Genomic DNA, 22,166 nt, shown 5'->3' with positions numbered 1-22,166 from the left:
TAGGATAGCCCTAGGAGGGGATTTGAGCGATGAGGCAAGGAGACTTTGTTACCCGTAAATCCTATGGCGGAGACGTCATCTTCAAGATTGAGCGCATTGAACGGCTGAAGGCTGATCTACGCGGTGTCGATTATCGGCTGATGGCGGATGCGCCGCTGTCGGATTTGGCGGCATCCCATGCAGCGGCTTCGGTCGATCATCCTCGATCAACCACGCCGCAAATGCTGGAAGCGTTGCGACGGATTGAGAAAGCAAGACAGCAGCTGCACGACAAGAATCAGTCGGCTCTATCACATAAGCTCGCCGCCGGATCCAGTTACTTTGAAGTGCCGGGTAAAGTTCTGCACGTAGATGGAGACCCGGCTTATTTGCGTAAGAGCATGCAGCTGTACGGTGAGCTTAGGGTCCCTGCTGAGGGGTTCTACATCCCGGAATCGCAGATGCCGGATGCCCTGTATCGGCTCCTGCCGCAAATCAAACCGGACATCGTCGTGATTACCGGTCATGACGGTATTCTCAAGCACCGGAAGATCGGGGATATGAACAATTTGGGCAGCTATAAAAACTCACAGCACTTTGTCAATGCCGTCCAGGTAGCGAGGCAATATGAACGCAACCGAGACTCGCTTATCATTGTCGCTGGAGCTTGCCAATCACACTTTGAAGCTCTGCTTCGGGCAGGGGCGAACTTTGCAAGTTCACCGGCACGCATTCTGATCCATGCGCTGGATCCTTTATGTATAGCTTCCAAACTGTCTTACACCTCCGTTAAGGAAATGATCTCCATGCTGGATGTTGTCGATTTGACGGTCACAGGGCTTGATGGGCTGGGAGGCGTGGAAACAAGGGGCAGCTACCGAATGGGGATACCCGGCATTCAGCATATGGAATAAGCATACTTGTATGAATGCTTCTGGGAATAAATGTATAATAGAGAGTGTGCAGGTGGAAGACCTCCTAGTAAGGTCGTTCTCTCTGGATGCTCTTTTTGTTTTCTGGAATTTTAATGGAAATTGCAAGTATAATTTGTAAGCTTTAGTGAGACTCTATACTACGTAAAATAAAGAAATTTAGTCAGATATTCCATTGACAGTACGTTTGTCATGCTGATATAATATTTGGCCCAAATTTGACATATATAACCCGATCGGTTATAATCAACAGAGAAAGAGGTGGTAGTTGACAATGGCAAAAAATGCGCTGTTGGAAATTAAACGCAGTTTGGAGCCCCATGTTGGGCAGAAGATCATGTTGAGAGCAAATGGTGGCCGTCGAAAGACCATTGAGCGATCTGGTGTTTTGGAAGAAACCTACCCTTCTGTATTTATTGTTAAGCTGGAAGAGTCCAATGCATCTAAACGGGTCTCCTACAGCTACGCAGATATTCTAACGGAGTCCGTGGAAGTGACCGTTTGCAATGATGACGGACAAGTCCGAATTACGTACATTCAACATTAGCTTACAAGCGTTTTAATATAAGCGGATCCGGCGGATCTGCTTTTTTGCTTCTTGTATGGATTTGTACAGATTGCGCACACTATGCGTACTTTCTTGTATTTAGGAGGGAAACGTATGAGTCGCAGAAGAAGCGTAATGTCAGAGAGTTTCAAATATGAATTAGCTAAAGATTTGGGGTTTTACGATGTTGTTCAAAAAGAAGGCTGGGAAGGCATCCGCACAAAGGATGCTGGCAATATGGTTAAGCGCGCGATTCAAATCGCCGAAGAAACGCTAGCTAAGCAGTATACGCCAGGCAACTCTGTTTCGAATGTTTCCAGTCAGCCTGCACAGACTTTTACTGCTCAGCCTGCACAGGGTTACACGCAAACTGCTACTGCACAGTCTGCTCAGACCTACACGCCGGTGTCGAATGCATACCAGCAAACCAACCATGAGCAGCAGCATGCTGGCTTACCGTCTCAACAGCAAGCAGTTCTCCAGTCTCAACAGCAAGCTTATCCCGCTTACTCTAATCAAGCGTACCATCAGGCTGCTTTCAGCACTATGTCACCTAACGGGCAGCAGGGATACAATCAGCAGCAAACGGCGCAAGTACAAGGGCAGCAGGGATACAATCAGCAGCAAACGGCGCAAGTACAAGGGCAGCAGGGATACAATCAGCAGCAAACGGCGCAAGTACAAGGGCAGCAGGGATACAGTCAGCAGCAAACGGCGCAAGTGCACGGGCACCAGCCTATGCACGGACAGTATCCAACTGGGCATACGGGGAATGGCTATGTTTCTTCTATGGGGACGCAAGGTACAGCCTTTCTGCATAACGGAGCGATACCTCCCCATTCTTCTCAAGGGCAAAATCAAACCTAGGATTGAACTACTTTATCATCGTTCTCAGCTAAAGCATTTGCTTTAGCTTTTCTTTTGCTCTTTTGATATAATGTTTCAATGGCAAACGAGCAAAAGAAGGTGATCGGATGAAGATTTTTGAAAAAGCACCGGCCAAAATCAACTTGTCTCTGGACGTCCTGCATAAAAGGCCAGACGGATATCATGAAGTAGAAATGGTTATGACCATGGTGGATTTGGCGGATCGGATTGAAATGCAGGAATTGCCTCGGGATACCATCATCATCTCGTCACAGGCGGGGTACATCCCGCTTGATGAGAAGAACCTGGCTTTTCAGGCTGCTAGACTCATCAAAGACCGCTACGATGTGAAACAAGGCGTATACATCCATTTGGATAAAAAAATTCCCGTAGCCGCCGGACTGGCTGGGGGAAGCAGTGACGCTGCTGCTACATTGCGTGGTTTGAATAAGCTATGGAAGCTGGGCATTCCCATGGAGGAGCTGCAGAATCTAGGTGCTGAGCTTGGTTCCGATGTTCCCTTTTGTGTAACAGGGGAACTGCGGTAGCGAGGGGCAGAGGAGAGAAGCTTGAACCGATTAGCTCTCCGCCGCAATGCTGGGTCGTACTGGCCAAGCCTCCTATTAATGTATCGACATCAGAAATCTACGGGAAGCTGAACGCGCGGGGAATTAAGAAGCACCCTTCTACCAGCGCGGTATTACAAGCGATTCGAGATAAGCAGTTCGATGAGTTGTGCCGAAGCCTAGGTAATGTGCTGGAAGAAGTGACGCTGGAGCTATATCCGGAGGTGCGCCACTTAAAGGAATGCATGCAGAGGCTTGGTGCAGATGGGGTGTTGATGTCCGGAAGCGGACCTACGGTGTTCGGTCTTGTCTCCAAGGAAGCGAAGATTCCTCGGATCTATAACGGACTGCGTGGATTTTGCAAGGACGTCTATGCCGTTAGAATGTTGACATAGTGATTAGACATAAATAGTTTAGACGAGAAGCTCCTTTGGAGCTTGAGACAGTTGATAAACTGGAATGAAGAGATCAGTAGTTTTCGGAGAAGCGTAGCGGTCGCCTTTGACAGTTTTGTTATTACCATATAAGGGTTTATTTCAATGAAATAACAAAATGTCAACAGGGATCGGAGAAAAGCTACTGATAGCTCGTGAGGCAACCTTGTTTATCAGCAAACTGAAGCTCCTTTATGGGGCTTTTTTATTTTTTCGGGAGATTAGCCCCGATTTGAAACATATAGAAGTTGTATGCGTATTACTTTCTATCCAGAGATTGACATGAAGACTGGAATAAGGAGGGCGGGCTGCTATGACCGAGTTATATTGGAGCTGTTTGGCCGGAGGCGTATTGTTTGCGATTGTTAGTGTTATTTTGGGTGATGTCATCAGTCATGCATTGGATGGGATATTCGATTTTCTATCTCTGGATGTACTTAAGCCGATGGTGCTAGCCAGTGCTATAACCGGTTTTGGCGGAGCGGGAATATTGCTTGGGAAATATACGGCAGCGGGTTCATGGTTCGTCCTCTTATTATCGCTGTTAGCGGCACTTCTGATTGCTGTTCTTGTTTTTTTCTTGTATGTCCGTCCTATGGAGAACAGTGAGAACTCCACCGGCTACTCCATCCATCAGCTGAGCGGCAAGATTGGAGAAGTGACCGTGCCGATTCCGGCAAAGGGGTATGGTGAGGTAATGATCCGGGTTGGAGCGGGTAACACTCAGCATACAGCGGTCAGCTTTGAGCGGGTTGAGATTCCCGCGGGCTCCAAAATCGTTGTCGTGGACGTCAAGAATGACGCACTCTATGTGTCCAGTCTGCAATTAAATTGAAGAAGGAGTGATGAATGATGCCGGATTATTTGACAGTGCCCGTTCTTGTTATTGGAGTTATTATCGTATTGGGGCTTGCGTTCTGGGCGCGTTACAAAACCGTAGGTCCGGAGCAAGCGATGATCGTAACGGGGACTTTCCTGGGAAATAAAAATATTTCCACGGATGAATCAGGCAGTAAAATCAAGATCGTCCGCGGTGGCGGAGCCTTTATATGGCCTATATTTCAGCAGTCGGAGTTCTTATCTTTATTATCCCATAAGCTGGATGTAACGACACCGGAGGTGTATACCGAGCAAGGTGTTCCTGTTATTGCCGACGGTGTTGCGATTATCAAGATCGGCGGAAGTGTCGAAGATGTAGCAACTGCAGCTGAGCAGTTCATGGGCAAGCCCATTGAGTCGCTGAAAGGCGAGGCGCAAGAGGTGCTGGAAGGACATCTTCGGGCTATTCTCGGCTCCATGACCGTAGAGGAGGTCTACCGTAACCGCGACCGCTTCGCCCAGGAGGTGCAGGGGGTGGCGGCTCGGGATTTGAAAAAGATGGGTCTCCAAATCGTATCTTTTACGATTAAAGATGTGCGCGATAAGCACGGCTATTTGGATGCCCTAGGTAAGCCTCGTATTGCCGCTGTAAAACGGGATGCGGATATCGCGGAAGCGGAGGCTGTGCGAGATTCACGAATACAGAAGGCGCGTGCGGAAGAGGAAGGGCAAAAGGCGGAGCTTCTGAGAGATACTAACATCGCAGAAGCCGGTAAGGAAAAGGAACTGAAGATTGCGGCTTTTAAGAAGGAGCAGGATACTGCAAAAGCGGAAGCGGACCAGGCTTATCATATTCAAGAGGCTCGGGCCAAGCAGACGATGGTGGAAGAACAGATGAAGGTTGAACTCGTGCGTAAGGAACGTGAGATTGACCTGCAAGAGAAGGAAATTCAAGTCCGCCAGAAGCAGTACGATGCCGAAGTGAAGAAGAAAGCTGACGCGGACCGCTATGCTGTCGAACAGGCCGCAGAAGCGGATAAGGCCAAAAGGATGCGCGAAGCCGATGCACGGCAGTACACGATCGAGGCCGAAGCGAAAGCCAATGCGGAGCAGCGCAGGCTCGAAGGTCTGGCCATTGCTGACGCGGAGCGCGCGAAAGGCTCCGCAGAAGCGGAAGTTATCCGTTTGCGCGGACTTGCAGAAGCAGAAGCGAAAGAGAAGCTGGCTGAAGCTTTCCAGAAGTTCGGTGAAGCAGCCATTCTCGATATTATCGTGAAGATGCTTCCGGAGCTTGCTGGTAAAATTGCGGAGCCGCTTAGCTCCATTGATAAGCTGACCGTCGTGGATACTGGAAATGGCGAAGGTGCTGCCCGTGTCAGCAATTACGTCACACAGCTCATGTCGACAGCTCCTGAGATGCTCAAAAGCGTCTCCGGCATTGATGTCGAAGAGATTATTAAAAATTTGACCAGTCGTCCGGCGCTCTCTCCTTCAGGTGTAGGACGCCAGGTGGCTCCGAATAGACAGCTAGAAGCAGATGAGGATTGATAATTCTTAGTGGTGAGCTCGTTTCTCCTAAGGGAGAGGCGGGCTTTTTTTTGAATATAAGAATTTATAAGTTTCACTCCATAATTCGGCTTATATTTTTTATAAATCTCTTGGGCATATATCGTATTAAGGGTTTATCTAATAAAAGGGAATGTTAAGTTTATGTAAACTTTGTGTTAATATAATTTTCACGTTCAACTTGAATAAATACGTATATAAATGGTATATTTTCATTATATTATTCGGATTTAGGGGGGTAGGGCGATGAAAAAGTTAAAACGGAGTGCCAGGCTGGTGGAAATGACGCAATACTTGCTATTCCGCCCCCATTCATTAATTCCTCTAACAACTTTTGCCGAGCGTTATAACTCAGCTAAATCATCGATCAGTGAAGATTTGGCCATTATAAAGGAAGTTTTTGAAGACGAAGGACTTGGTGAACTGCATACACTAGCCGGGGCAGCCGGTGGGGGTGAAGTTTACGCCGAAGATGCCGAGGGAAGCATCGCTGCGTTTTATACAAAATCTTTGCTTGCAGCTTCAGCAGCCGGAGCGCATTTTACCGGGCGGTTATCTGTACATGTCCGATATTATGGGGCAGCCGCATTACTTGAATGAGATTGGCAAGACCTTTGCATCGGCTTTTGCGGGACGTGATCTGGACGTTATCATGACGGTTGAGACGAAAGGCATTCCTCTCGCTTATGCAACGGCCACTTACATGAATCTGCCGGTCGTGGTCGTGCGAAGAGACAGCAAGGTCACAGAGGGCTCTGCAGTTAGCATTAACTATGTGTCCGGCTCCAACAAGCGGATTCAGACCATGTCGCTGGCAAGGAGAGCGCTTAAGGAAGAATCCAAGGTACTGATCATCGATGACTTCATGCATGTAGGCGGTACGATTCACGGTATGATGGACCTGCTCAGTGAATTTAAAGCTTCTGTGCAGGGCGTAGGTGTGTTTATGGAGTCCTGTGAAGTGGAAGAACATTTGGTAGACCAATATGTTTCTCTTGCGCGTATGTACGGGATTGATACAAAGACGAAGCAAATCACCGTCGAACCGGGCAATTATTTTGACGAGATCAAAGGAGATGCTTAATACATGGAATACATTGCGACATCTTCAGCGCCAGCTGCAATCGGCCCTTATTCGCAAGCCGTCAAATTCGGCAATCTGCTGTTTACTTCCGGACAAATTCCACTCGGCTTGGATGGGCAAATCGTTTCTGGAGGAATCAAAGAACAGGCACACCAAGTATTTGTCAATTTAAAAGGAGTTTTGGAGGCGGCGGGTACTGATTTCTCTCACGTCGTGAAGGCAACGGTGTTCTTGAAGGATATGAATCAATTCGCTGAACTGAATGAGATTTACGCTTCGTATTTTGGCGACCATAAACCTGCTCGTTCGACTGTCGAAGTGGCGAGATTGCCGAGAGATGTTTTTGTCGAAATCGAGTTAATTGTTGGTATTCCTGTCGAAATTTGAGTGAAACATTAAGAATATATAAAATAATTCAATTTTTCAAAAAAAGAAGAAGGAATTTGCACTAAAATGTGGAATTATACACCCAAGTCCTAGCGATGGAAAAAGGTGGTGAACACAGTGCAAATTACAGATGTTAGACTCCGCCGGGTAAACTCCGAGGGGAGAATGAAGGCGATTGCTTCCATTACCATCGACAACGAGTTCGTCGTTCACGATATTCGCGTGATTGACGGCAACAACGGTATGTTCGTGGCAATGCCAAGCAAACGAACTCCAGATGGGGAGTTCCGCGACATCGCTCATCCCATTTCTTCAACAACTCGCGAGAAAATTCAAGCCGCAGTATTGGCTGAATACGACCGCGCAGCAGCCGAAGAGGAAGTAATCGAAGAAGGCGCGTAATGAACGAAGCATCTGGAGAGCCCCTGCGTGGGCTCTCTTTTCTTTTTTTGGAAAGTAAGCTATATTGAGAAATGAATTTATCATATATTTTATTTATATAGATGGCAATTACCTATTCATATCGCTTTTAAGAAGTAGTCAGACAGCAGAATTAAAGGAGTTGGATATACGTTGAAATTGATGGCAATTGTCTTGGCGGCCGGACAAGGGAAGAGGATGAAGTCTAAGCTGTACAAGGTACTTCACCCGGTGGCTGGCAAGCCTATGGTAGGGCATGTAATCGATACGCTCAAGGCAGTTGATGCGGAGCGTACAGTAGTTGTTGTAGGTTACGGCGCGGAGGCTGTGAAGGGATATCTAGGCGAACAAGCGGAATATGCGCTTCAAGCGGAGCAGTTGGGCACGGGACACGCCGTCCTGCAAGCCAAGGAAGCGATTGGTGCCGAGGAAGGCACGACGATCGTCATTTGTGGAGATACGCCGCTCATTTCGGAAGGTACGCTGCGCAGCACGATGGAGCTGCATAAGCAATCAGGCGCGGCAGCAACGATCTTGACGGCTAAGCTGGATGACCCGCACGGCTATGGACGGATTATTCGCGGAGCGGACGGTCGTGTTGCACGCATCGTGGAACAGAAGGACTGCAAGCCGGAAGAAGCGGCCGTACAAGAAATTAACACAGGCACTTATTGTTTCGATAACCGTCTTTTGTTCGAGGCTTTGGCATCGGTAAAAAATGATAATGCTCAGCAGGAATACTATTTGACGGATGTCATTGGTATTTTGACGGGACTGGGTCAGCTTGTGCAGGGATACTGCATGAAGGACAGCAGCGAATCTATCGGCGTTAACGATCGGGTAGCACTCGCTGAAGCAGAGCGGTATATGCGTGAGCGAATTAACAGGGAGCATATGTTGAACGGGGTGACCATCATCGATGCTACCAACACGTATATTGAAGCTGATGTAAAGATCGGCGCAGATACGGTCATTTTACCTGGGACAATTTTGCGCGGAACAACGGTAATCGGTGAAGATTGTACGATCGGGCCGCAGTCCGAAATCATTAACTCTACCATCTCAGATTCGGTGGCAGTTAAGCAGTCCGTTCTGGATAGTGCGATCGTAGACAGCGAGGCAAGCGTAGGGCCGTTTGCTTATCTGAGACCCGGTGCGAAGATCGGCAAACACGTTAAGATCGGCGATTTTGTTGAGATTAAGAACGCTACACTGGGCGAAGGCTCCAAAGTCTCTCATTTGAGCTACGTAGGAGATGCGATCGTAGGGACAAATGTCAATATCGGCTGCGGTGCGATCACAGTTAATTACGACGGCTTTAACAAGAGCTTGACGGAGATCGGTGATGATGCCTTTGTAGGCAGCAATGTAAACCTGATTGCTCCTGTCAAGATCGGTAAAGGCGCTTATGTGGTAGCGGGCTCTACGATTACTCACGAAGTCGAAGAGGGAGACCTGGCTATCGCGCGTCAAAGACAGTCCAACAAACCTGGGTATGCCGATAAAATCAAGGCACGCATGAAAGCGAAGAAGTCAGGCCAATAATATATGGGTAAATGGGATGGAACTTCCTAAGATTGGGTACGCTACTGATTAGCGTTTCAACCCACTCTTAGGAGGTTTTTCTTTATATGGCACTTACTTTAAACGCAGAGTCACGCCAAGAAGCAACAAAATCCGAAATCAAGCAGCTTCGTGCACAAGGAAAAGTTCCAGGTGTCGTGTATGGCAAGAAGGTAGGAAGCACTGTTGTGGCCATTGACCAAAAAGAGCTGCTTGCTCTTATGCGCACCAATCAGCATGCGATCATCGAGATGCAGCTTCCAGACGGCGGCAAGCAGCCGGTGATGATCTCGGAAGTTCAACGTGACAAAATCAACCGTAATTTGCTGCTGCATGTCGATTTTCACCAAATTAATATGGATGAGCCGGTGAAGACGGTAGTACCTATTGAAATTGTTGGCGAAGCGGAAGGAGCGAAGGAAGGCGGGATTGTTCAAATTCAGCTGCACGAATTGGAAATCCGCTGCTTGCCGCAGCATATTCCAAGCTCGGTGAAGGTCGATATCTCGCATTTGGGACTGGGTGAAAACATCCTGGTCAGCGAGATTACCGTTGCGGGCGAGATCGAGATCAAATCCGATTCGAATGAGTTAATTGTTACGCTGCTTGCTCCTCAGAAGGAGACTGCGGCAGTGGAGGATCCGGCGGAATCGCAGGATACCAAAGCTTCTCAATCGGAGACCGTTGCAGAAGAAGCGAAGGAAGAGCAAACGGTCTAGACGAAAAGATAAAGAGGGTGCGTCTCCGTCATGCGAAATGCGGAAGCATCCTCTTTTTTTGAGTTGATTTAGCAGGTATAAGCTTGTATACACCTGCCTCACCAACATAGATAAACGCTGTCACTCCTTAAGGAATGGCCAAGTCACTTATCTTTGAGCTCATCCGGCTCTAGTAGCCCGGACGGGAAATAAATACATGCAAACTTCGGTTGTAAAAAATATTATTCACCTTGATAAAGTGGGAATTGTAGACCTCAACAAAGCCTATATCCTTATGATCGGTTTGATAGTATACTTGGACAGGAACTGTTGCATCTACATGATCTTGAAAGTGACGATCCAGTGTAAGCGTTTGACCGTTGTCATACATAGCGCTCGTTCACCTGCAATTTATTTTTGTTTACTTTCGTTTACCTATAACATTAGACAGAACCTCAGGCAGGTTTGTCACGGTATTAGTTTATAAAATAATTTGCTGCCTGCTTCACAGGCTCTTATTAGGAGGAAGGTTTCGTGAAATGTTTTATCGGGCTGGGTAATCCCGGCAAACAATATGAGCTTAACCGACACAATATCGGTTTTATGGCAATAGATCATTTTGCCGATAAATGGGGGATCCGCACGTTTCAAAGCAAGTGCAAGGGTCTTTTGGGAGAAGGCAATGTCAACGGCACCAAGGTATACTTGCTTAAACCGATGACCTACATGAACCTCTCGGGTGAGTCGATGCGTGCATTTCTTGATTTTTATAAGGCCGATCTTGAAGATGTGACCATCATTTATGACGATATGGATACGCCTTATGGCCAAATTCGTTTGCGATATCAGGGCAGCAGCGGAGGGCACAATGGGATCAAGTCCATTATCCAACATGGCGGGACGCAGACGTTCAACCGTATTAGAATGGGTGTTAACAGACCTGCGCCAGGCTACAATATAGCGGATTATGTGCTCTCCAATTTCAGCAAAGAAGAAATGCGCTCCATGGAGCAGATTCTCGATCTGACCTGTGAAGCGATGGAGTTCAGTCTGGATAATTCGTTTGAAAAGACGATGGCAAAGTTTAATAAATAATTAGGGTACTTAGAGGAAGAAGGATGCAGCAAATTTGGCTAATTTCTCCGGCTAATGGTCATACTAAGATGTAAACCGAAAGTATGCTGCGGCAGATTCAGATGTCTTTCGGTGTAATAGGCCATTATAAGGAGGCATACACATATGTCAGTTAAGTATATTTGCCGTCATTGTCTTACCTTCGTAGGGGAAATTAATCAGCATTCCGTTACCGAGCAGCAGCTGGGCTTCCATTCCTTGACCCCTGAAGAACGTAGAGATATAATATCGTATAACACGGATGGAGATGTTACTGTCAAGGTTGTTTGCGACTATTGCCGTGAAGCGCTTGAAGCGAATCCGGAGCTGTCGCTGTTAGCCAGTCCTTTGCAGTAAGATGGTGTAAAACGGGAACTATAGCCTAGGCACGTATGCCGAGGCTTCTTTTTGTGAGAGGAGTGTCATTGTTTGCAAGCTTTATTACAGGCTTTTTCTGCGGATGCCGATTTTCAAACTATTATGTCAGGTGTCCGCTCCGAGATGAAAGAGCAGCTCGTCGCCGGGCTAACCGGCTCCTCTCGACAAGTGATGATTGCCGCTTTGGCGCGAGAATTGCAGCGTCCGCTATTCATCATTACCCACAACATGTTTGCCGCTCAGAAGATACTGGAAGATCTGCTGGAATGCTTGTCCGAGGAGGAAGTGCTGCTCTATCCGTCTCAGGAGCTAATGGCTACGGAAGAGGCTGCCGCTAGTCCGGAAATGCTGGCCCAACGGATTGATGTGCTGACTCGTTTGGCGTCAGGCTATCGCGGTGTGGTCATAGCGCCATACGCCGGTGTAAGAAGATTGCTGCCGGTTAAGCAAGTGTTCGAGGAATCCCGCATTACGGTGAAAGTCGGGGATACCATTCATTTGGATGACTTGCTGGGACGTCTGACAGGGCTCGGATATGAACGAGTGGAACGAGTGGAATCCAAAGGCGAGATGAGTGTTCGCGGAGGCATATTGGATTTGTATCCGCTGACTACAGAGCATGCAATTCGTATTGAACTGTTTGACGTGGATGTGGATTCTATTCGCACGTTCGATGTGAACGACCAGCGTTCCATTGATAAATTAGAGGCGATAACGATACCTCCGTGTCGGGAGATTCAAGCGGATAGAAAGCGGTTACAATCCGCTGCGCAGCATGCCTACGAGTTACTTCAGGCTCAGCTCGAGAAGATGACGGACCGAACCAGTAAAGATAATTTGCTGGAAGGAATCGGGCATGACATTGAACTGCTCCGCGAGGGGCAAATGTTCCCGGGTATTTATAAATATATTTCGTTATTATATACGGAAAGACAGACCCTCATGGACTTCATGCCCAAGGATTCGGTGCTCATCATCGACGAGCCTGCGCGTCTGCTCGAGACAGCCAAGCAGTTGGAGCGGGATGAAGCGGAATGGATGATGCATGCACTCCAAGAGGGGAAGAGCTTGCCGGCTTTTGTGCTGTCTAAATCCTACGAATCGCTGCTGCACCGCAGACCGTTTCCAACGATCTATACGTCTCTCTTTCTCAGGCAGGTGGCGGGCGTTCAACCGCAGAACATCGTTAACTTTGTATGCCGGGTTATGCAGAATTTTCATGGCCAGATGAATCTCCTCAAGTCGGAGATGGAGCGATGGAAGAAAAACGGCAGCAAAGTGGTCTTGCTGGCTAACGGCGAAGAGCGGTCGGAGCGCGTGAGACGTGTGTTCGAGGATTACCAGATCGATGAGCCTGAAATTGTAGATGGGAACTTACAGACGGGATTCGAAATGCCGTCCCTTCATGTGGTTGTCATTACGGAAGGCGAGATTTTCACCCAGAAGCAGCGTAAGGCGCGCAAGGTCGAGAAGAAGATTGAGAATGCCGAACGTATCAAGAGCTACCAAGAGCTGAAGCTCGGCGATTACGTCGTTCACGTGAACCACGGAATTGGGAAATACGTTGGGATAGGAACGCTTGAGGTCGGGGGCATTCATAAAGATTATCTTCACATCATGTATGCAGGCGGAGATAAACTGTCCGTTCCTATCGACCAAATCGATCTTATCCAGAAGTATGTCGGCTCGGAAGAGAAAGAGCCTAAGGTTTATAAGCTGGGCGGTGCGGATTGGGCGCGAGTCAAGAACAAGGTGCGCGCTTCCGTAAAGGATATCGCTGATGATCTGATCAAACTGTATGCGGAACGTCAAGCAACGCCCGGTTATGGCTTTAGCGCAGACAGCGCTTATCAGAATGAATTTGAAGCGATGTTTCCTTATGACGAGACGCGCGACCAGTTGAGGGCCATTGAGGAAATCAAGAAGGACATGGAGAAGTCGCGTCCGATGGATCGCCTATTGTGTGGAGACGTCGGCTACGGGAAAACCGAGGTTGCCGTGCGTGCGGCCTTTAAAGCTGCGATAGATGGCAAGCAGGTGGCCGTTCTTGTGCCTACTACGATTCTGGCGCAGCAGCATTATGAAACGTTCCGCGAACGCTTTTCCGGCTACCCGTTCAATGTTCAAGTGTTGAGTCGTTTCCGCTCTAAGAAGGAACAGTCGGAAGTGATGAAGGGCGTCAAGAAGGGGACGGTTGACGTCGTCATCGGTACGCATAGACTTTTGTCGCAGGATGTCCAATTCAAAGATCTTGGACTGCTGATTGTGGACGAGGAGCAGCGTTTTGGCGTATCCCACAAGGAGAAGTTGAAGCGGCTGAAGACCAATGTGGATGTACTCACTCTCACAGCCACGCCGATCCCAAGAACGCTGCATATGTCGATGCTGGGCGTACGCGATTTGTCGGTCATTGAAACGCCGCCGGAGAATCGTTTTCCCGTGCAGACCTACGTGGTTGAATACGGTCCGTCGCTAGTCCGTGAAGCCATTGAACGCGAGCTTGCCCGCGAAGGACAGGTGTACTTCCTGTATAACCGTGTACAGGGGATCACTCAAATGGCCGATCAGATATCGATGATGGTACCCGACGCACGGGTTACCGTGGCTCACGGTCAGATGGGCGAGCAGGAGCTGGAGAAAACGATTCTGGACTTCCTCGACGGTGAATACGACGTGCTTGTCAGTACGAGCATCATTGAGACGGGGGTCGACATCCCGAATGTAAATACCCTGATCGTTCACGATGCGGATAAAATGGGCTTGTCTCAGCTCTATCAGCTGAGAGGGCGTGTCGGACGATCCAATCGCATAGCCTATGCGTATTTCACCTATCAGCGGGATAAAGTGCTGACGGAAGTGGCGGAAAAGCGTCTACAGGCTATCAAAGAGTTTACAGAACTTGGCTCAGGCTTTAAAATTGCGATGAGGGATTTGTCTATTCGAGGCGCGGGTAATTTGCTCGGAGCCGAGCAGCACGGTTTTATTGCGTCCGTAGGCTTTGACTTGTACTCGCAGATGCTGGCGGAAGAAATCGCTAAGCGGAAGCAGGAGATGGAAGGTGAGGAGGCTGCTCCGCAGCAGGATTGGATTACGCAAATCGACATCCAGCTCGATGCTTATCTGCCCTCCGATTACATCTATGACAGTATGCAGAAGATTGAGATTTATAAGAAAGTGGCTGCCATTCGCACACTGGAGGAAGCTGCGGATCTGCAAGACGAGCTCGTCGACCGTTTTGGAGATCTTCCGCAGGCTGTTTCCAATTTGCTTGCCGTGGCTCGTTTGAAAGTATACGGTTCGGAGTACCGGATTGAAACGATCAGCCAAAAAGGGGACGATTACCAGATCAAGGTACATGCCGATCAGAACGACAAGCTCGACGGGCAGAAGCTATTCTCTCTGTCTAACCGATTTGAAGGCCGTATCAAGCTTGTAGCGGGGCCGCAGATTCACATCCTTGTCCGCTGCAAGGGGCTTAAACCGGATGAATCCATCAAATTGGTGGAAAACTTCTTGGTAGAATACAAGGAGGTTTTGAAAACGAAGGGAGAATTACAAGATGTCGCCAAATAAACCTATTCAATCGTGGTTCTATTCAAAGAAAATATTGCTGACAATGGTGGCGCTGCTTCTCGCAGTTTCCGTTCTAAGCGCATGTGGCAAGAAAAAAGAGGGAGAGGATGCAGAAGCTTCTCCTGCAGCCTCTTCTGCAGCCTCTCCTGCTGCTTCAGCAGCAGCTACTGGCAATGCTACCGATGTCATCGCAACGTACAAGGACGGAGGTAAGATTACCCGCGGCGAGTTCGATGCTTTTATCAATGTGAACAAAATGTTCAGCCCGCAATTGGCCCAATTTATGAGTGACCCTGCCTTCCAGCAGGACATGTTGAAGCAAATGGTCACATTCCGTGTCGTATCTGCACAGGCTGATGATAAAATCAAAGCCGATGCCGACAAACAGGTTGCAGACCAAATGAAATCCATTCAAGACTACTTCGGCAAAATGGAAGGCGGAATGGACAAGCAGCTCAAAGACAATAACGTCGAATTGAAGGACATCGAGTCCTTGATGAAAATGAGCTTCTACACGCTTGGCACGATGGAAGCTAAGGTTACAGACCAGCAAGTTCAAGATTCCTACAATGAGCAGGCTGCACAGCACACCTTTGATATCGCGACAGTTAGTCACATCCTGATTAGCTTGAAGGATGCCGCTACACAAAAGGATCTCCGCACCAAAGACGAAGCTTTGGCTAGAGCCAAAGAAGTAAAGGACAAGCTGGATAAAGGCGGAGACTTTGCCGCTTTAGCTAAAGAATATTCCGATGACCCAGGCTCCAAGGATAACGGCGGTACGTACAAAGATGCGGACGTGAACCAATGGGTGCCACAGTTTAAAGAAGCGGCTATCACTCTGCCTTTGAACAAAATCAGCGACCCGGTGGAATCCGACTTTGGCTACCACATCATGAAAGTTGAATCCAGAAGCACCAAGCCTCTGGACGATACGCTAAAAACGCAAATTAAGTCCCAATTAGCCGAGAAAACGTTGTCGGATTACGCGGAGAAAGAAATCCCGGGTATGATTGAATCGAACAATCTGCCTCAGCCTACACCTGCTCCGGCTGCAAGCCCTGCGGCGGATGCAAGTCCGGCTGCAAGCGAAACGCCTGCGGCGAAGTAACAATTCCAGGATGCCCCATTTGGGGCATCCTGTTTGTTTTTGTTAGATTTGGACAAGATAACTACAGCAGCATGCGAAGCTACATATTGGGTTAGCCGCCAAAGCAAGCGAGTTAGTGAAGCGTCTGCATAATAAATTGGGTGGAGAAGAATACTATGGATAGAATTCGAATTCCCTCCAAATCTAGAATACACAAGATTTCTTGCTCCAGTCGTATCTAATTCTTCAGAGGAAAGTGAGGCATCTAGAGGTATGAAAGCAACTGGAATTGTCCGTCGGATAGATGATTTAGGGAGAGTCGTGATTCCTAAGGAAATACGCCGTACACTTCGCATACGCGAAGGGGATCCGCTTGAGATTTTCGTAGACCGTGACGGTGAGGTCATTCTTAAGAAATATTCGCCAATCGGCGAGCTTGGCGATTTTGCTAAAGAATACGCCGAGTCTTTGTTCGAAAGCACCAACCATGTAGCGATGATATCGGACAGAGATTCCATCATTGCTATGGCCGGAGGCTCCAAGAAGGATTATCTGGAAAAGGCTATCGGTTCCGTTGTGGAAGCCTGTATGGAGAACCGTAAAGCAGTCTTGGAAAGCGCCGGCGGGCAGTATGAAATTATTAAAGATGCCAGCGAGACGTACACCTCCTATGTGGCTGCTCCTATCGTGGCAGGAGGAGATCCGATCGGATCGGTGATCCTGATCAGCAAGGATGAGAGCGTGAAGATGGGTCAGATGGAAATGAAAATGGTAGAGACTGCGGCCGGCTTCTTGGCTAAGCAAATGGAGCAGTAAGGGGAACACCCAGCTAAATAAATAATCATGAAGCTTCCTTACCGAGATGTAATTCTTCGTATAAGGAAGCTTTTTTTGTCGTTCGCGGCGGATTTCGCTATAATACTCCTTAAACATCCTTATCAGCCGGGGAGGAGTCAGGTTGAGCGATAAGGTAAGAACGGCGGACGGTGAAGGCGGGAGGCCGCATTCCTCCGAGGCCAAGCCATCCGGCGCCAAGCTTTTGAAAGGGGCTGCCGTACTCGGGCTGGCCACGATTGTGTCTAAGCTGTTAGGAACTTTGCAGAAGATTCCGCTGCAAAATGTAGCAGGTGACACTGTTTTCGGGATCTATAACGCGGTCTATCCGCTGTATATTCTCATTTTATTTGCAGCAACGGCTGGTTTTCCTGTGGCCGTATCCAAATTTGTTGCCGAACAGGCCGCCAAAGGGGATGTACAGGGAACGATACGAATTGTGGCCGTGTCATCTCTCCTGCTTTCAGGGACCGGAGTTATCCTCTTTATTTTGCTTTATACAGGAGCGGGAACCATCGCCGCCTGGATTGGCATATCCCAGACGGAGAAGGCAATTCGGAGTATTTCTTATGCGCTGTTAGTGTCGCCTGTTATGGCGGTGCTGCGAGGATACTTCCAGGGGTATCAGAATATGATGCCAACCGCCGTGTCGCAAGTGATGGAGCAGCTGATACGTGTGATTACAATGGTTGCGCTGCTGCTTTATTGTATGTCTATCGCGCTGAATGAAGAATGGATTGCGGCTGGAGCAACCTTTGGCTCAGTGACAGGTGCTGTGGCAGGGCTAACCGTGATGCTTGTCTATTGGCGCAGGGAGCGGAGATATGGGGCGCTTCAAGGCGGCGTGAGCTCGATGGCTGCGTCTCAGAATAGAGAGGGATCTCCAGCATCGGATGGCGAGCAAGCTCGCTATGGGGAAGGTGTCGTACAGCGGGGATATCTATACTGGGCGAAGCGTATCGCAGTTTATGCGATTCCCATTTGTATGGGAGCGATCGTAGTGCCGATCCTGAATCTAGTAGATACATTCACCATGCCTCGGCTGCTTGCTGCAGCTGTCTCGAACGAGGCGGAAGCGATGAGGCAGTTCGGTCTGTACAACAGGGGCCTGCCTTTGGTTCAGCTCGTTGTGATGATCGCCTCCTCTATGTCCGCGATCCTGGTACCTGCTATAGCTGCGGCCAAGGTGCAGGGTGAGCATCTACTTGTTCGGCAGCGTGCGGAAATGGCAGTCCGGTTAGCATGGCTCATCGGACTGGGAGCTTCTTTCGGCCTCGCCTTCGCGGCCGTACCGATCAACATCATGCTGTATGCCAGCAGCGATGCGAGCTGGACAATGGCTGTGCTGGCATTCACAGCCTTGTTCAGTACGCTGAACGCTGTCACAGCCAGCGTTCTCCAGGGCGCCGGTGCGATCCGCACGCCGGCGAAGGCGCTGCTCATTGCCACAGCGCTCAAGGCGCTCGGCAATGTGTGGCTGCTGCCCCGCTGGGGCATCGACGGCGCCGCGCTCAGCGCGGTGATCGCCTATGCCGCTGCCGCGGGGCTGAACCTGGTGCAGCTCGTCCGCTGCACCGGGGCGCGCTTCCCGCTGCGCCAGTACGCCATGGAGGCCCACGGTGGCCGTGGTCCTCATGGGCGTCTGGCTCGCAGCGCTGCAGCTCTTGGCCAAGCCGGCAATTGCGGCTTGGCATGTGCCGGAGCGATGGGGCTGGAGCGCCATCGCCTTAATTGGCGTAGCCGGCGGCGCGGCCGTCTACGGGCTCGCGCTGCTGCGCAGCGGCAGCATCAGCCGCGAGGAGCTGCGGCTGATGCCGGAGCTGGACCGGAAGCTGGCGCCGGTCCTGGAGAAGCTGCTGCCGCCTGCGCGAAGCGGGCGGTAGCGCGGCCTCGGGGCCGCTCGAGGTCAGCGAGCAAGCAGTCCGCTCCCAGCCAGGCATTATGCCCTTGAAGACCGGGAGAAAGGAAGAGACCGAGCCGACCTGTCAGGAGTGGGCTAAGGTCAGCGAGCAAGCAGCCGGCCCTTGAACCAGTCACTCCACCCTTCAGCTTCTTTGTTCGATTGCACACCAGACCGAGAGCACAGTCATGTAATCCTTACATAACGAGACTTCTCAGAACCACAAAATAAATAGTACCCATCCAATCAGGAGGTGTCCCACCCATGTCTCAAACCTGTGCCCCCATTACCATCGTCGGCCTCGGAACCGGTGATGAAGATCAACTCACACTGGGCGTTTGGAAAAAGCTGCAGTCCGTTAGCAGCGGACAAGCGCGCCTTTTTTTACGCACGATAGATCATCCAATGGTCAGCTTACTTACGGCTAATCAGATTCCTTTTCAAACCTTCGACAGCACCTACACGGCACACGGAACGTTCGAACAAGTCTACGAATCCATTGCGGACCAGTTACTTGCGGCTGCCGGAGAGCAGTCTGAAGAAATCATCTACGCTGTTCCGGGCCATCCGATGGTGGCGGAATATACGGTCCAGCTGTTGAAAGAACGCTGCGGTAAGCAAGGGATTTCGCTCAATCTGCTTGGCGGGGAGAGCTTTTTGGATCAAGCCTTTTTACGGTTTGGCTTCGATCCGATTGAAGGCTTTCAGCTGTTGGATGCTACCCGCTTGAACCGGTACAGCCTCAACCCTCATTTGCACACGGTAATCGGTCAGGTGTACGATACGCTGACTGCCTCGGATGTAAAGCTCACCCTCATGGATGTGTATCCGGACGATCATCATGTTGTGGTAGGGCACTCGCTTGGTGTTAGCGGGCAAGAGGAAATTGTCGAAGTGGAGCTTCATGAGCTGGATCACCTCAAAGGTTACGGCAATCTGTCGCTGGTATGGGTCCCTCGCTCCGAGGAGGATTCTGTGCACGGCCGCTCCTTTGGACGCCTGCACGAGATTGTCCAGATTTTGCGTAGTCCGGAAGGATGCCCTTGGGACCGTGAACAGACCCATGCCAGCCTTCGCAAAAATTTGATCGAAGAAGCCTATGAGGTGCTGGAAACGATCGATGAGGACGATCCGGACCATATGTGCGAGGAGCTGGGCGACTTGCTGCTGCAGGTCATGCTTCATGCGCAGATGGAGGAGGAGATCGGCACCTTTACCGTGTATGACGTCATTGCAACGCTGAATGAAAAGCTGATTCGCCGACATCCGCATGTCTTTGGCAGCAATAAAGCAGAGGATGCGGACGAGGCGCTCATGAACTGGAACGCAATTAAAGTCGAAGAAAAGCGGAAAAAAGGCATCGACGTCTCGCAGCAATCCGTGCTGGATGGGGTGCCGCGCGAGCTGCCCGGGCTGATGAAGGCGTTGAAGCTGCAAAAGAAGGCGGCGACAGTCGGCTTCGACTGGTCGGAAGCGCACGAGGTTCTTGCCAAAGTCGAAGAGGAGCTGCAAGAGCTGCGCCAGGCTATGGTGAGTCAAGAGAGCAGCGCTGCGCGCGAGAAGCTGGAAGAGCTGGGTGACCTGCTTTTCTCCATCGTGAACTTGGCCCGATTCTTAAAGGTGGACCCGGAAGAGGCCATTGCACAAACGAACCGGAAATTCGTGAAACGATTTTCTTACATCGAAGAACAGTTACGTTTAAGAGGGAAGTCTTTTGAGCAAACTGATTTATCAGAGATGGAAAATTACTGGCAGGAAGCAAAAAAAGTTACAAAACTTGATACGTGAGAGAAGGATTTTGACGAAAAAAGCAGAATATCTACTTTTGTGTCAGGTTGAATATGGATGTAACCGATATGGTACATAGTAGACGTGATCGTTAAACACTTTAGGAGGTAAAGAAACCCAATGAACAAAACAGATTTGATCAACAATATCGCTGAAAAAAGCGGATTAACTAAGAAAGACGTAGAAACCGTACTGAACGGATTTTTAGGTGAAGTTACGGACGCACTTTCCACAGGAGATAAAGTACAATTGATCGGTTTCGGCACATTTGAAACTCGTAAGCGTTCCGGCCGCACAGGTCGCAACCCGCAAACAGGCAACACGATTACGATTCCTGAATCCAACGTTCCAGCTTTCAAAGCGGGCAACAAGCTTAAAGAAGCGGTAAAATAATGCGTCTCGATAAGTTTCTCAAAGTATCCCGTTTGATCAAGCGGCGTACCGTCGCTAAGGATGTGTCCGAACAAGGGCGCGTCTGGATTAACGGGAGAGATGCGAAGCCGAGTACGACGGTGAAGGTTGGCGATGAACTCGCGATTCAATTCGGACAAAAGAAAGTAACCGTCCGGGTGGAGGCGCTAGCTGAATCGACACGTAAGGAAGACGCTGCGAAGATGTACACATTACTGAAGGAAGAAGCGTATTCCTCTGAATAAAGCGACCCAAGAGACTAATTCGTTAGTCTCTTTTTTACTGCCTTGATCATTTTACAGTTCTAAATGCGGACATCCTCCCATATCGTAGAGGTAGATGAAGGAGGGGTACAGGCCATGATTGATCCCGTGAAAAACAAGCGGCAGGAAATCAAAATGCTAAACCGCAAGCTCTTGGAGATTTCCGGAGTTTTGAACGTAGAGAGCTTTGACAGTGAAGAGTTTCTCCTGGAGACAGAGCTGGGCTATCTGATGATCAAGGGCCAGAATTTGCACATCAAGAATTTAAGCTTGGAGCAAGGATTAGTCGCCATTGAAGGTGTTGTTAGCGATCTATCTTACGTAGATGGGAACTCCCAGGAGAAATCCAAGGGTTTTCTAGGTAAGTTATTCAAGTGACACTTCACGTTCAGTTCTACACGCTGCTTATGATGTTCCTTAGCGGCGCTGCAATGGGCACAATGTACGATGTGCTGCGCGTACTCTCCGGTAAGCTGCGGCTGCCGCGATGGAGCATCCCGATTACGGATGGCTTGTATTGGATTGTGGCGACAATCCTTGTATTTCGTTTGCTTATGCACAGCAATGACGGACAAATCCGCATTTTCGTATTTCTGGGCATGGGGATCGGCATCTGCTTCTATTTTGCATTTCTCAGCACTTGGGTGATTCGTCTGACCTTGCTGCTGATCAAAACGGTAATCGCGCTGTACCGATTCCTATATCGAACCGTAGAGATACTTTTGATTAAGCCCATTATCGCGTTGTACAAGCTTGTTCTGATAATTTTAGGATTTTTGGCAGCTGTAGCTATTTTCCTGTATAAAATTGTGCTACAATTGCTCTATCCTATGTGGAGATTGTTCCTCTGGATGACTCGGCCTGTGCGCAAATGGTTCGTAATTCCCGCGTGGCTCAAGCGATTGTGGGATAAGACGAAGGCTATTTTTCGCAGGTTATTCTCAAAGTAGGAGG

The 22,166-nt window shown here is 49.3% G+C and carries 20 protein-coding genes and 3 pseudogenes; 22 read left to right on the top strand and 1 reads right to left on the bottom strand.

All coding sequences use genetic code 11. The annotated features are described in order from the left end of the window. The first annotated feature begins 29 nt into the window (after positions 1-29). From yabG to L0M14_RS26830, 11 genes and pseudogenes are all read left to right on the top strand, one after another. Positions 30-893, top strand: a complete 864-nt coding sequence (gene yabG, locus L0M14_RS26880; protein WP_235119467.1) for a sporulation peptidase YabG — start codon at positions 30-32, stop codon at positions 891-893. Positions 894-1,185: 292 nt separating this feature from the next. Next, positions 1,186-1,458, top strand: coding sequence for a biofilm formation stimulator Veg (veg, locus tag L0M14_RS26875; protein WP_235119466.1), 273 nt, complete (start codon positions 1,186-1,188; stop codon positions 1,456-1,458). Between the two features lie 114 nt (positions 1,459-1,572). Then, positions 1,573-1,743, top strand: a pseudogene (locus tag L0M14_RS26870) (small, acid-soluble spore protein, alpha/beta type); the annotation flags it as partial. 689 nt (positions 1,744-2,432) lie between these two features. Further along, positions 2,433-3,286, top strand: a pseudogene (gene ispE, locus L0M14_RS26865) (4-(cytidine 5'-diphospho)-2-C-methyl-D-erythritol kinase). A gap of 352 nt (positions 3,287-3,638) precedes the next feature. Next, positions 3,639-4,160 carry an NfeD family membrane protein gene (locus L0M14_RS26860; protein WP_235119465.1) on the top strand — a complete coding sequence of 174 codons (522 nt, stop codon included), beginning with the start codon at positions 3,639-3,641 and terminating at the stop codon, positions 4,158-4,160. A 17-nt stretch (positions 4,161-4,177) separates the two neighbouring features. Next, positions 4,178-5,692 (top strand): flotillin lipid rafts scaffold protein FloT, encoded by a 1,515-nt coding sequence (locus tag L0M14_RS26855; RefSeq protein ID WP_311198928.1) that lies wholly within the window; start codon positions 4,178-4,180, stop codon positions 5,690-5,692. Between the two features lie 264 nt (positions 5,693-5,956). Then, a pseudogene (gene purR, locus L0M14_RS26850) lies at positions 5,957-6,794 on the top strand (pur operon repressor). 3 nt (positions 6,795-6,797) lie between these two features. Next, on the top strand, positions 6,798-7,181 hold the full coding sequence (locus L0M14_RS26845) for a RidA family protein (protein ID WP_235119464.1): 384 nt from the start codon (positions 6,798-6,800) through the stop codon (positions 7,179-7,181). Between the two features lie 117 nt (positions 7,182-7,298). Further along, positions 7,299-7,583 carry a septation regulator SpoVG gene (spoVG, locus tag L0M14_RS26840; RefSeq protein WP_036655543.1) on the top strand — a complete coding sequence of 95 codons (285 nt, stop codon included), beginning with the start codon at positions 7,299-7,301 and terminating at the stop codon, positions 7,581-7,583. A gap of 180 nt (positions 7,584-7,763) precedes the next feature. After that, positions 7,764-9,146 (top strand): bifunctional UDP-N-acetylglucosamine diphosphorylase/glucosamine-1-phosphate N-acetyltransferase GlmU, encoded by a 1,383-nt coding sequence (glmU, locus tag L0M14_RS26835; RefSeq protein ID WP_235123043.1) that lies wholly within the window; start codon positions 7,764-7,766, stop codon positions 9,144-9,146. Positions 9,147-9,232: 86 nt separating this feature from the next. Next, positions 9,233-9,883, top strand: a complete 651-nt coding sequence (locus L0M14_RS26830; RefSeq protein WP_235119463.1) for a 50S ribosomal protein L25 — start codon at positions 9,233-9,235, stop codon at positions 9,881-9,883. Between the two features lie 169 nt (positions 9,884-10,052). Here L0M14_RS26830 and L0M14_RS26825 read toward each other — a convergent pair whose 3' ends face one another. Continuing rightward, the gene (locus L0M14_RS26825; protein WP_235119462.1) at positions 10,053-10,253 is read right to left on the bottom strand and encodes a hypothetical protein; all 201 of its coding nucleotides are present in this window, start codon (positions 10,251-10,253) and stop codon (positions 10,053-10,055) included. A gap of 143 nt (positions 10,254-10,396) precedes the next feature. Between L0M14_RS26825 and pth the strand changes: the two genes are divergently transcribed. The 11 genes from pth (at position 10,397) to yabQ (ending at position 22,162) form a co-directional block, all read left to right on the top strand. Next, positions 10,397-10,957: an aminoacyl-tRNA hydrolase gene (gene pth / locus L0M14_RS26820; RefSeq protein ID WP_235119461.1), complete on the top strand. Its 561-nt coding sequence runs from the start codon at positions 10,397-10,399 to the stop codon at positions 10,955-10,957. A gap of 144 nt (positions 10,958-11,101) precedes the next feature. After that, positions 11,102-11,332, top strand: a complete 231-nt coding sequence (locus L0M14_RS26815) for an anti-sigma-F factor Fin (RefSeq protein WP_235119460.1) — start codon at positions 11,102-11,104, stop codon at positions 11,330-11,332. A 72-nt stretch (positions 11,333-11,404) separates the two neighbouring features. Further along, on the top strand, positions 11,405-14,926 hold the full coding sequence (gene mfd / locus L0M14_RS26810; RefSeq protein WP_235119459.1) for a transcription-repair coupling factor: 3,522 nt from the start codon (positions 11,405-11,407) through the stop codon (positions 14,924-14,926). Then, complete coding sequence (locus L0M14_RS26805) at positions 14,913-16,037, top strand: peptidylprolyl isomerase (RefSeq protein WP_235119458.1); 1,125 nt, start codon at positions 14,913-14,915, stop codon at positions 16,035-16,037. The genes mfd and L0M14_RS26805 overlap by 14 nt, the downstream gene beginning before the upstream one ends. Before the next feature lie 252 nt (positions 16,038-16,289). Then, positions 16,290-16,832 carry a stage V sporulation protein T gene (gene spoVT / locus L0M14_RS26800; protein ID WP_235119457.1) on the top strand — a complete coding sequence of 181 codons (543 nt, stop codon included), beginning with the start codon at positions 16,290-16,292 and terminating at the stop codon, positions 16,830-16,832. Between the two features lie 142 nt (positions 16,833-16,974). After that, positions 16,975-18,801 carry a putative polysaccharide biosynthesis protein gene (locus L0M14_RS26795; RefSeq protein ID WP_235119456.1) on the top strand — a complete coding sequence of 609 codons (1,827 nt, stop codon included), beginning with the start codon at positions 16,975-16,977 and terminating at the stop codon, positions 18,799-18,801. 213 nt (positions 18,802-19,014) lie between these two features. Further along, a complete protein-coding gene (locus L0M14_RS26790) occupies positions 19,015-20,538 on the top strand; it encodes a bifunctional methyltransferase/pyrophosphohydrolase YabN (protein ID WP_235119455.1) in 1,524 nt (507 codons plus the stop codon). 120 nt (positions 20,539-20,658) lie between these two features. Continuing rightward, on the top strand, positions 20,659-20,931 hold the full coding sequence (locus tag L0M14_RS26785; protein WP_235119454.1) for an HU family DNA-binding protein: 273 nt from the start codon (positions 20,659-20,661) through the stop codon (positions 20,929-20,931). Then, positions 20,931-21,194 (top strand): RNA-binding S4 domain-containing protein, encoded by a 264-nt coding sequence (locus L0M14_RS26780; protein WP_235119453.1) that lies wholly within the window; start codon positions 20,931-20,933, stop codon positions 21,192-21,194. Before L0M14_RS26785 ends, L0M14_RS26780 begins: the two co-directional genes overlap by 1 nt. Positions 21,195-21,308: 114 nt before the next feature. Continuing rightward, positions 21,309-21,590 (top strand): sporulation protein YabP, encoded by a 282-nt coding sequence (yabP, locus tag L0M14_RS26775; protein WP_235119452.1) that lies wholly within the window; start codon positions 21,309-21,311, stop codon positions 21,588-21,590. Beyond that, on the top strand, positions 21,587-22,162 hold the full coding sequence (gene yabQ, locus L0M14_RS26770; RefSeq protein ID WP_235119451.1) for a spore cortex biosynthesis protein YabQ: 576 nt from the start codon (positions 21,587-21,589) through the stop codon (positions 22,160-22,162). The genes yabP and yabQ overlap by 4 nt, the downstream gene beginning before the upstream one ends. Positions 22,163-22,166 lie beyond the last annotated feature (4 nt).

It is taken from the genome of Paenibacillus hexagrammi (genome assembly GCF_021513275.1).
In the GTDB taxonomy this organism is placed as follows: Bacteria; Bacillota; Bacilli; order Paenibacillales; family NBRC-103111; genus Paenibacillus_E; species Paenibacillus_E hexagrammi.
Note: the sequence above shows the minus strand (reverse complement) of the source record. Positions and strands in the feature narration are given on the sequence as shown.

What these genes read in the sequence shown, in the direction of transcription:
- yabG (WP_235119467.1), top strand. Translation starts at nt 30, where the DNA reads ATGAGGCAAGGAGACTTTGTTACCCGTAAATCCTATGGCGGAGACGTC.
- veg (WP_235119466.1), top strand. Translation starts at nt 1,186, where the DNA reads ATGGCAAAAAATGCGCTGTTGGAAATTAAACGCAGTTTGGAGCCCCAT.
- L0M14_RS26860 (WP_235119465.1), top strand. Translation starts at nt 3,639, where the DNA reads ATGACCGAGTTATATTGGAGCTGTTTGGCCGGAGGCGTATTGTTTGCG.
- L0M14_RS26855 (WP_311198928.1), top strand. Translation starts at nt 4,178, where the DNA reads ATGCCGGATTATTTGACAGTGCCCGTTCTTGTTATTGGAGTTATTATC.
- L0M14_RS26845 (WP_235119464.1), top strand. Translation starts at nt 6,798, where the DNA reads ATGGAATACATTGCGACATCTTCAGCGCCAGCTGCAATCGGCCCTTAT.
- glmU (WP_235123043.1), top strand. Translation starts at nt 7,764, where the DNA reads ATGGCAATTGTCTTGGCGGCCGGACAAGGGAAGAGGATGAAGTCTAAG.
- L0M14_RS26830 (WP_235119463.1), top strand. Translation starts at nt 9,233, where the DNA reads ATGGCACTTACTTTAAACGCAGAGTCACGCCAAGAAGCAACAAAATCC.
- L0M14_RS26825 (WP_235119462.1), bottom strand. Translation starts at nt 10,253, where the DNA reads ATGTATGACAACGGTCAAACGCTTACACTGGATCGTCACTTTCAAGAT.
- L0M14_RS26815 (WP_235119460.1), top strand. Translation starts at nt 11,102, where the DNA reads ATGTCAGTTAAGTATATTTGCCGTCATTGTCTTACCTTCGTAGGGGAA.
- L0M14_RS26805 (WP_235119458.1), top strand. Translation starts at nt 14,913, where the DNA reads ATGTCGCCAAATAAACCTATTCAATCGTGGTTCTATTCAAAGAAAATA.
- spoVT (WP_235119457.1), top strand. Translation starts at nt 16,290, where the DNA reads ATGAAAGCAACTGGAATTGTCCGTCGGATAGATGATTTAGGGAGAGTC.
- L0M14_RS26790 (WP_235119455.1), top strand. Translation starts at nt 19,015, where the DNA reads ATGTCTCAAACCTGTGCCCCCATTACCATCGTCGGCCTCGGAACCGGT.
- L0M14_RS26785 (WP_235119454.1), top strand. Translation starts at nt 20,659, where the DNA reads ATGAACAAAACAGATTTGATCAACAATATCGCTGAAAAAAGCGGATTA.
- L0M14_RS26780 (WP_235119453.1), top strand. Translation starts at nt 20,931, where the DNA reads ATGCGTCTCGATAAGTTTCTCAAAGTATCCCGTTTGATCAAGCGGCGT.
- yabP (WP_235119452.1), top strand. Translation starts at nt 21,309, where the DNA reads ATGATTGATCCCGTGAAAAACAAGCGGCAGGAAATCAAAATGCTAAAC.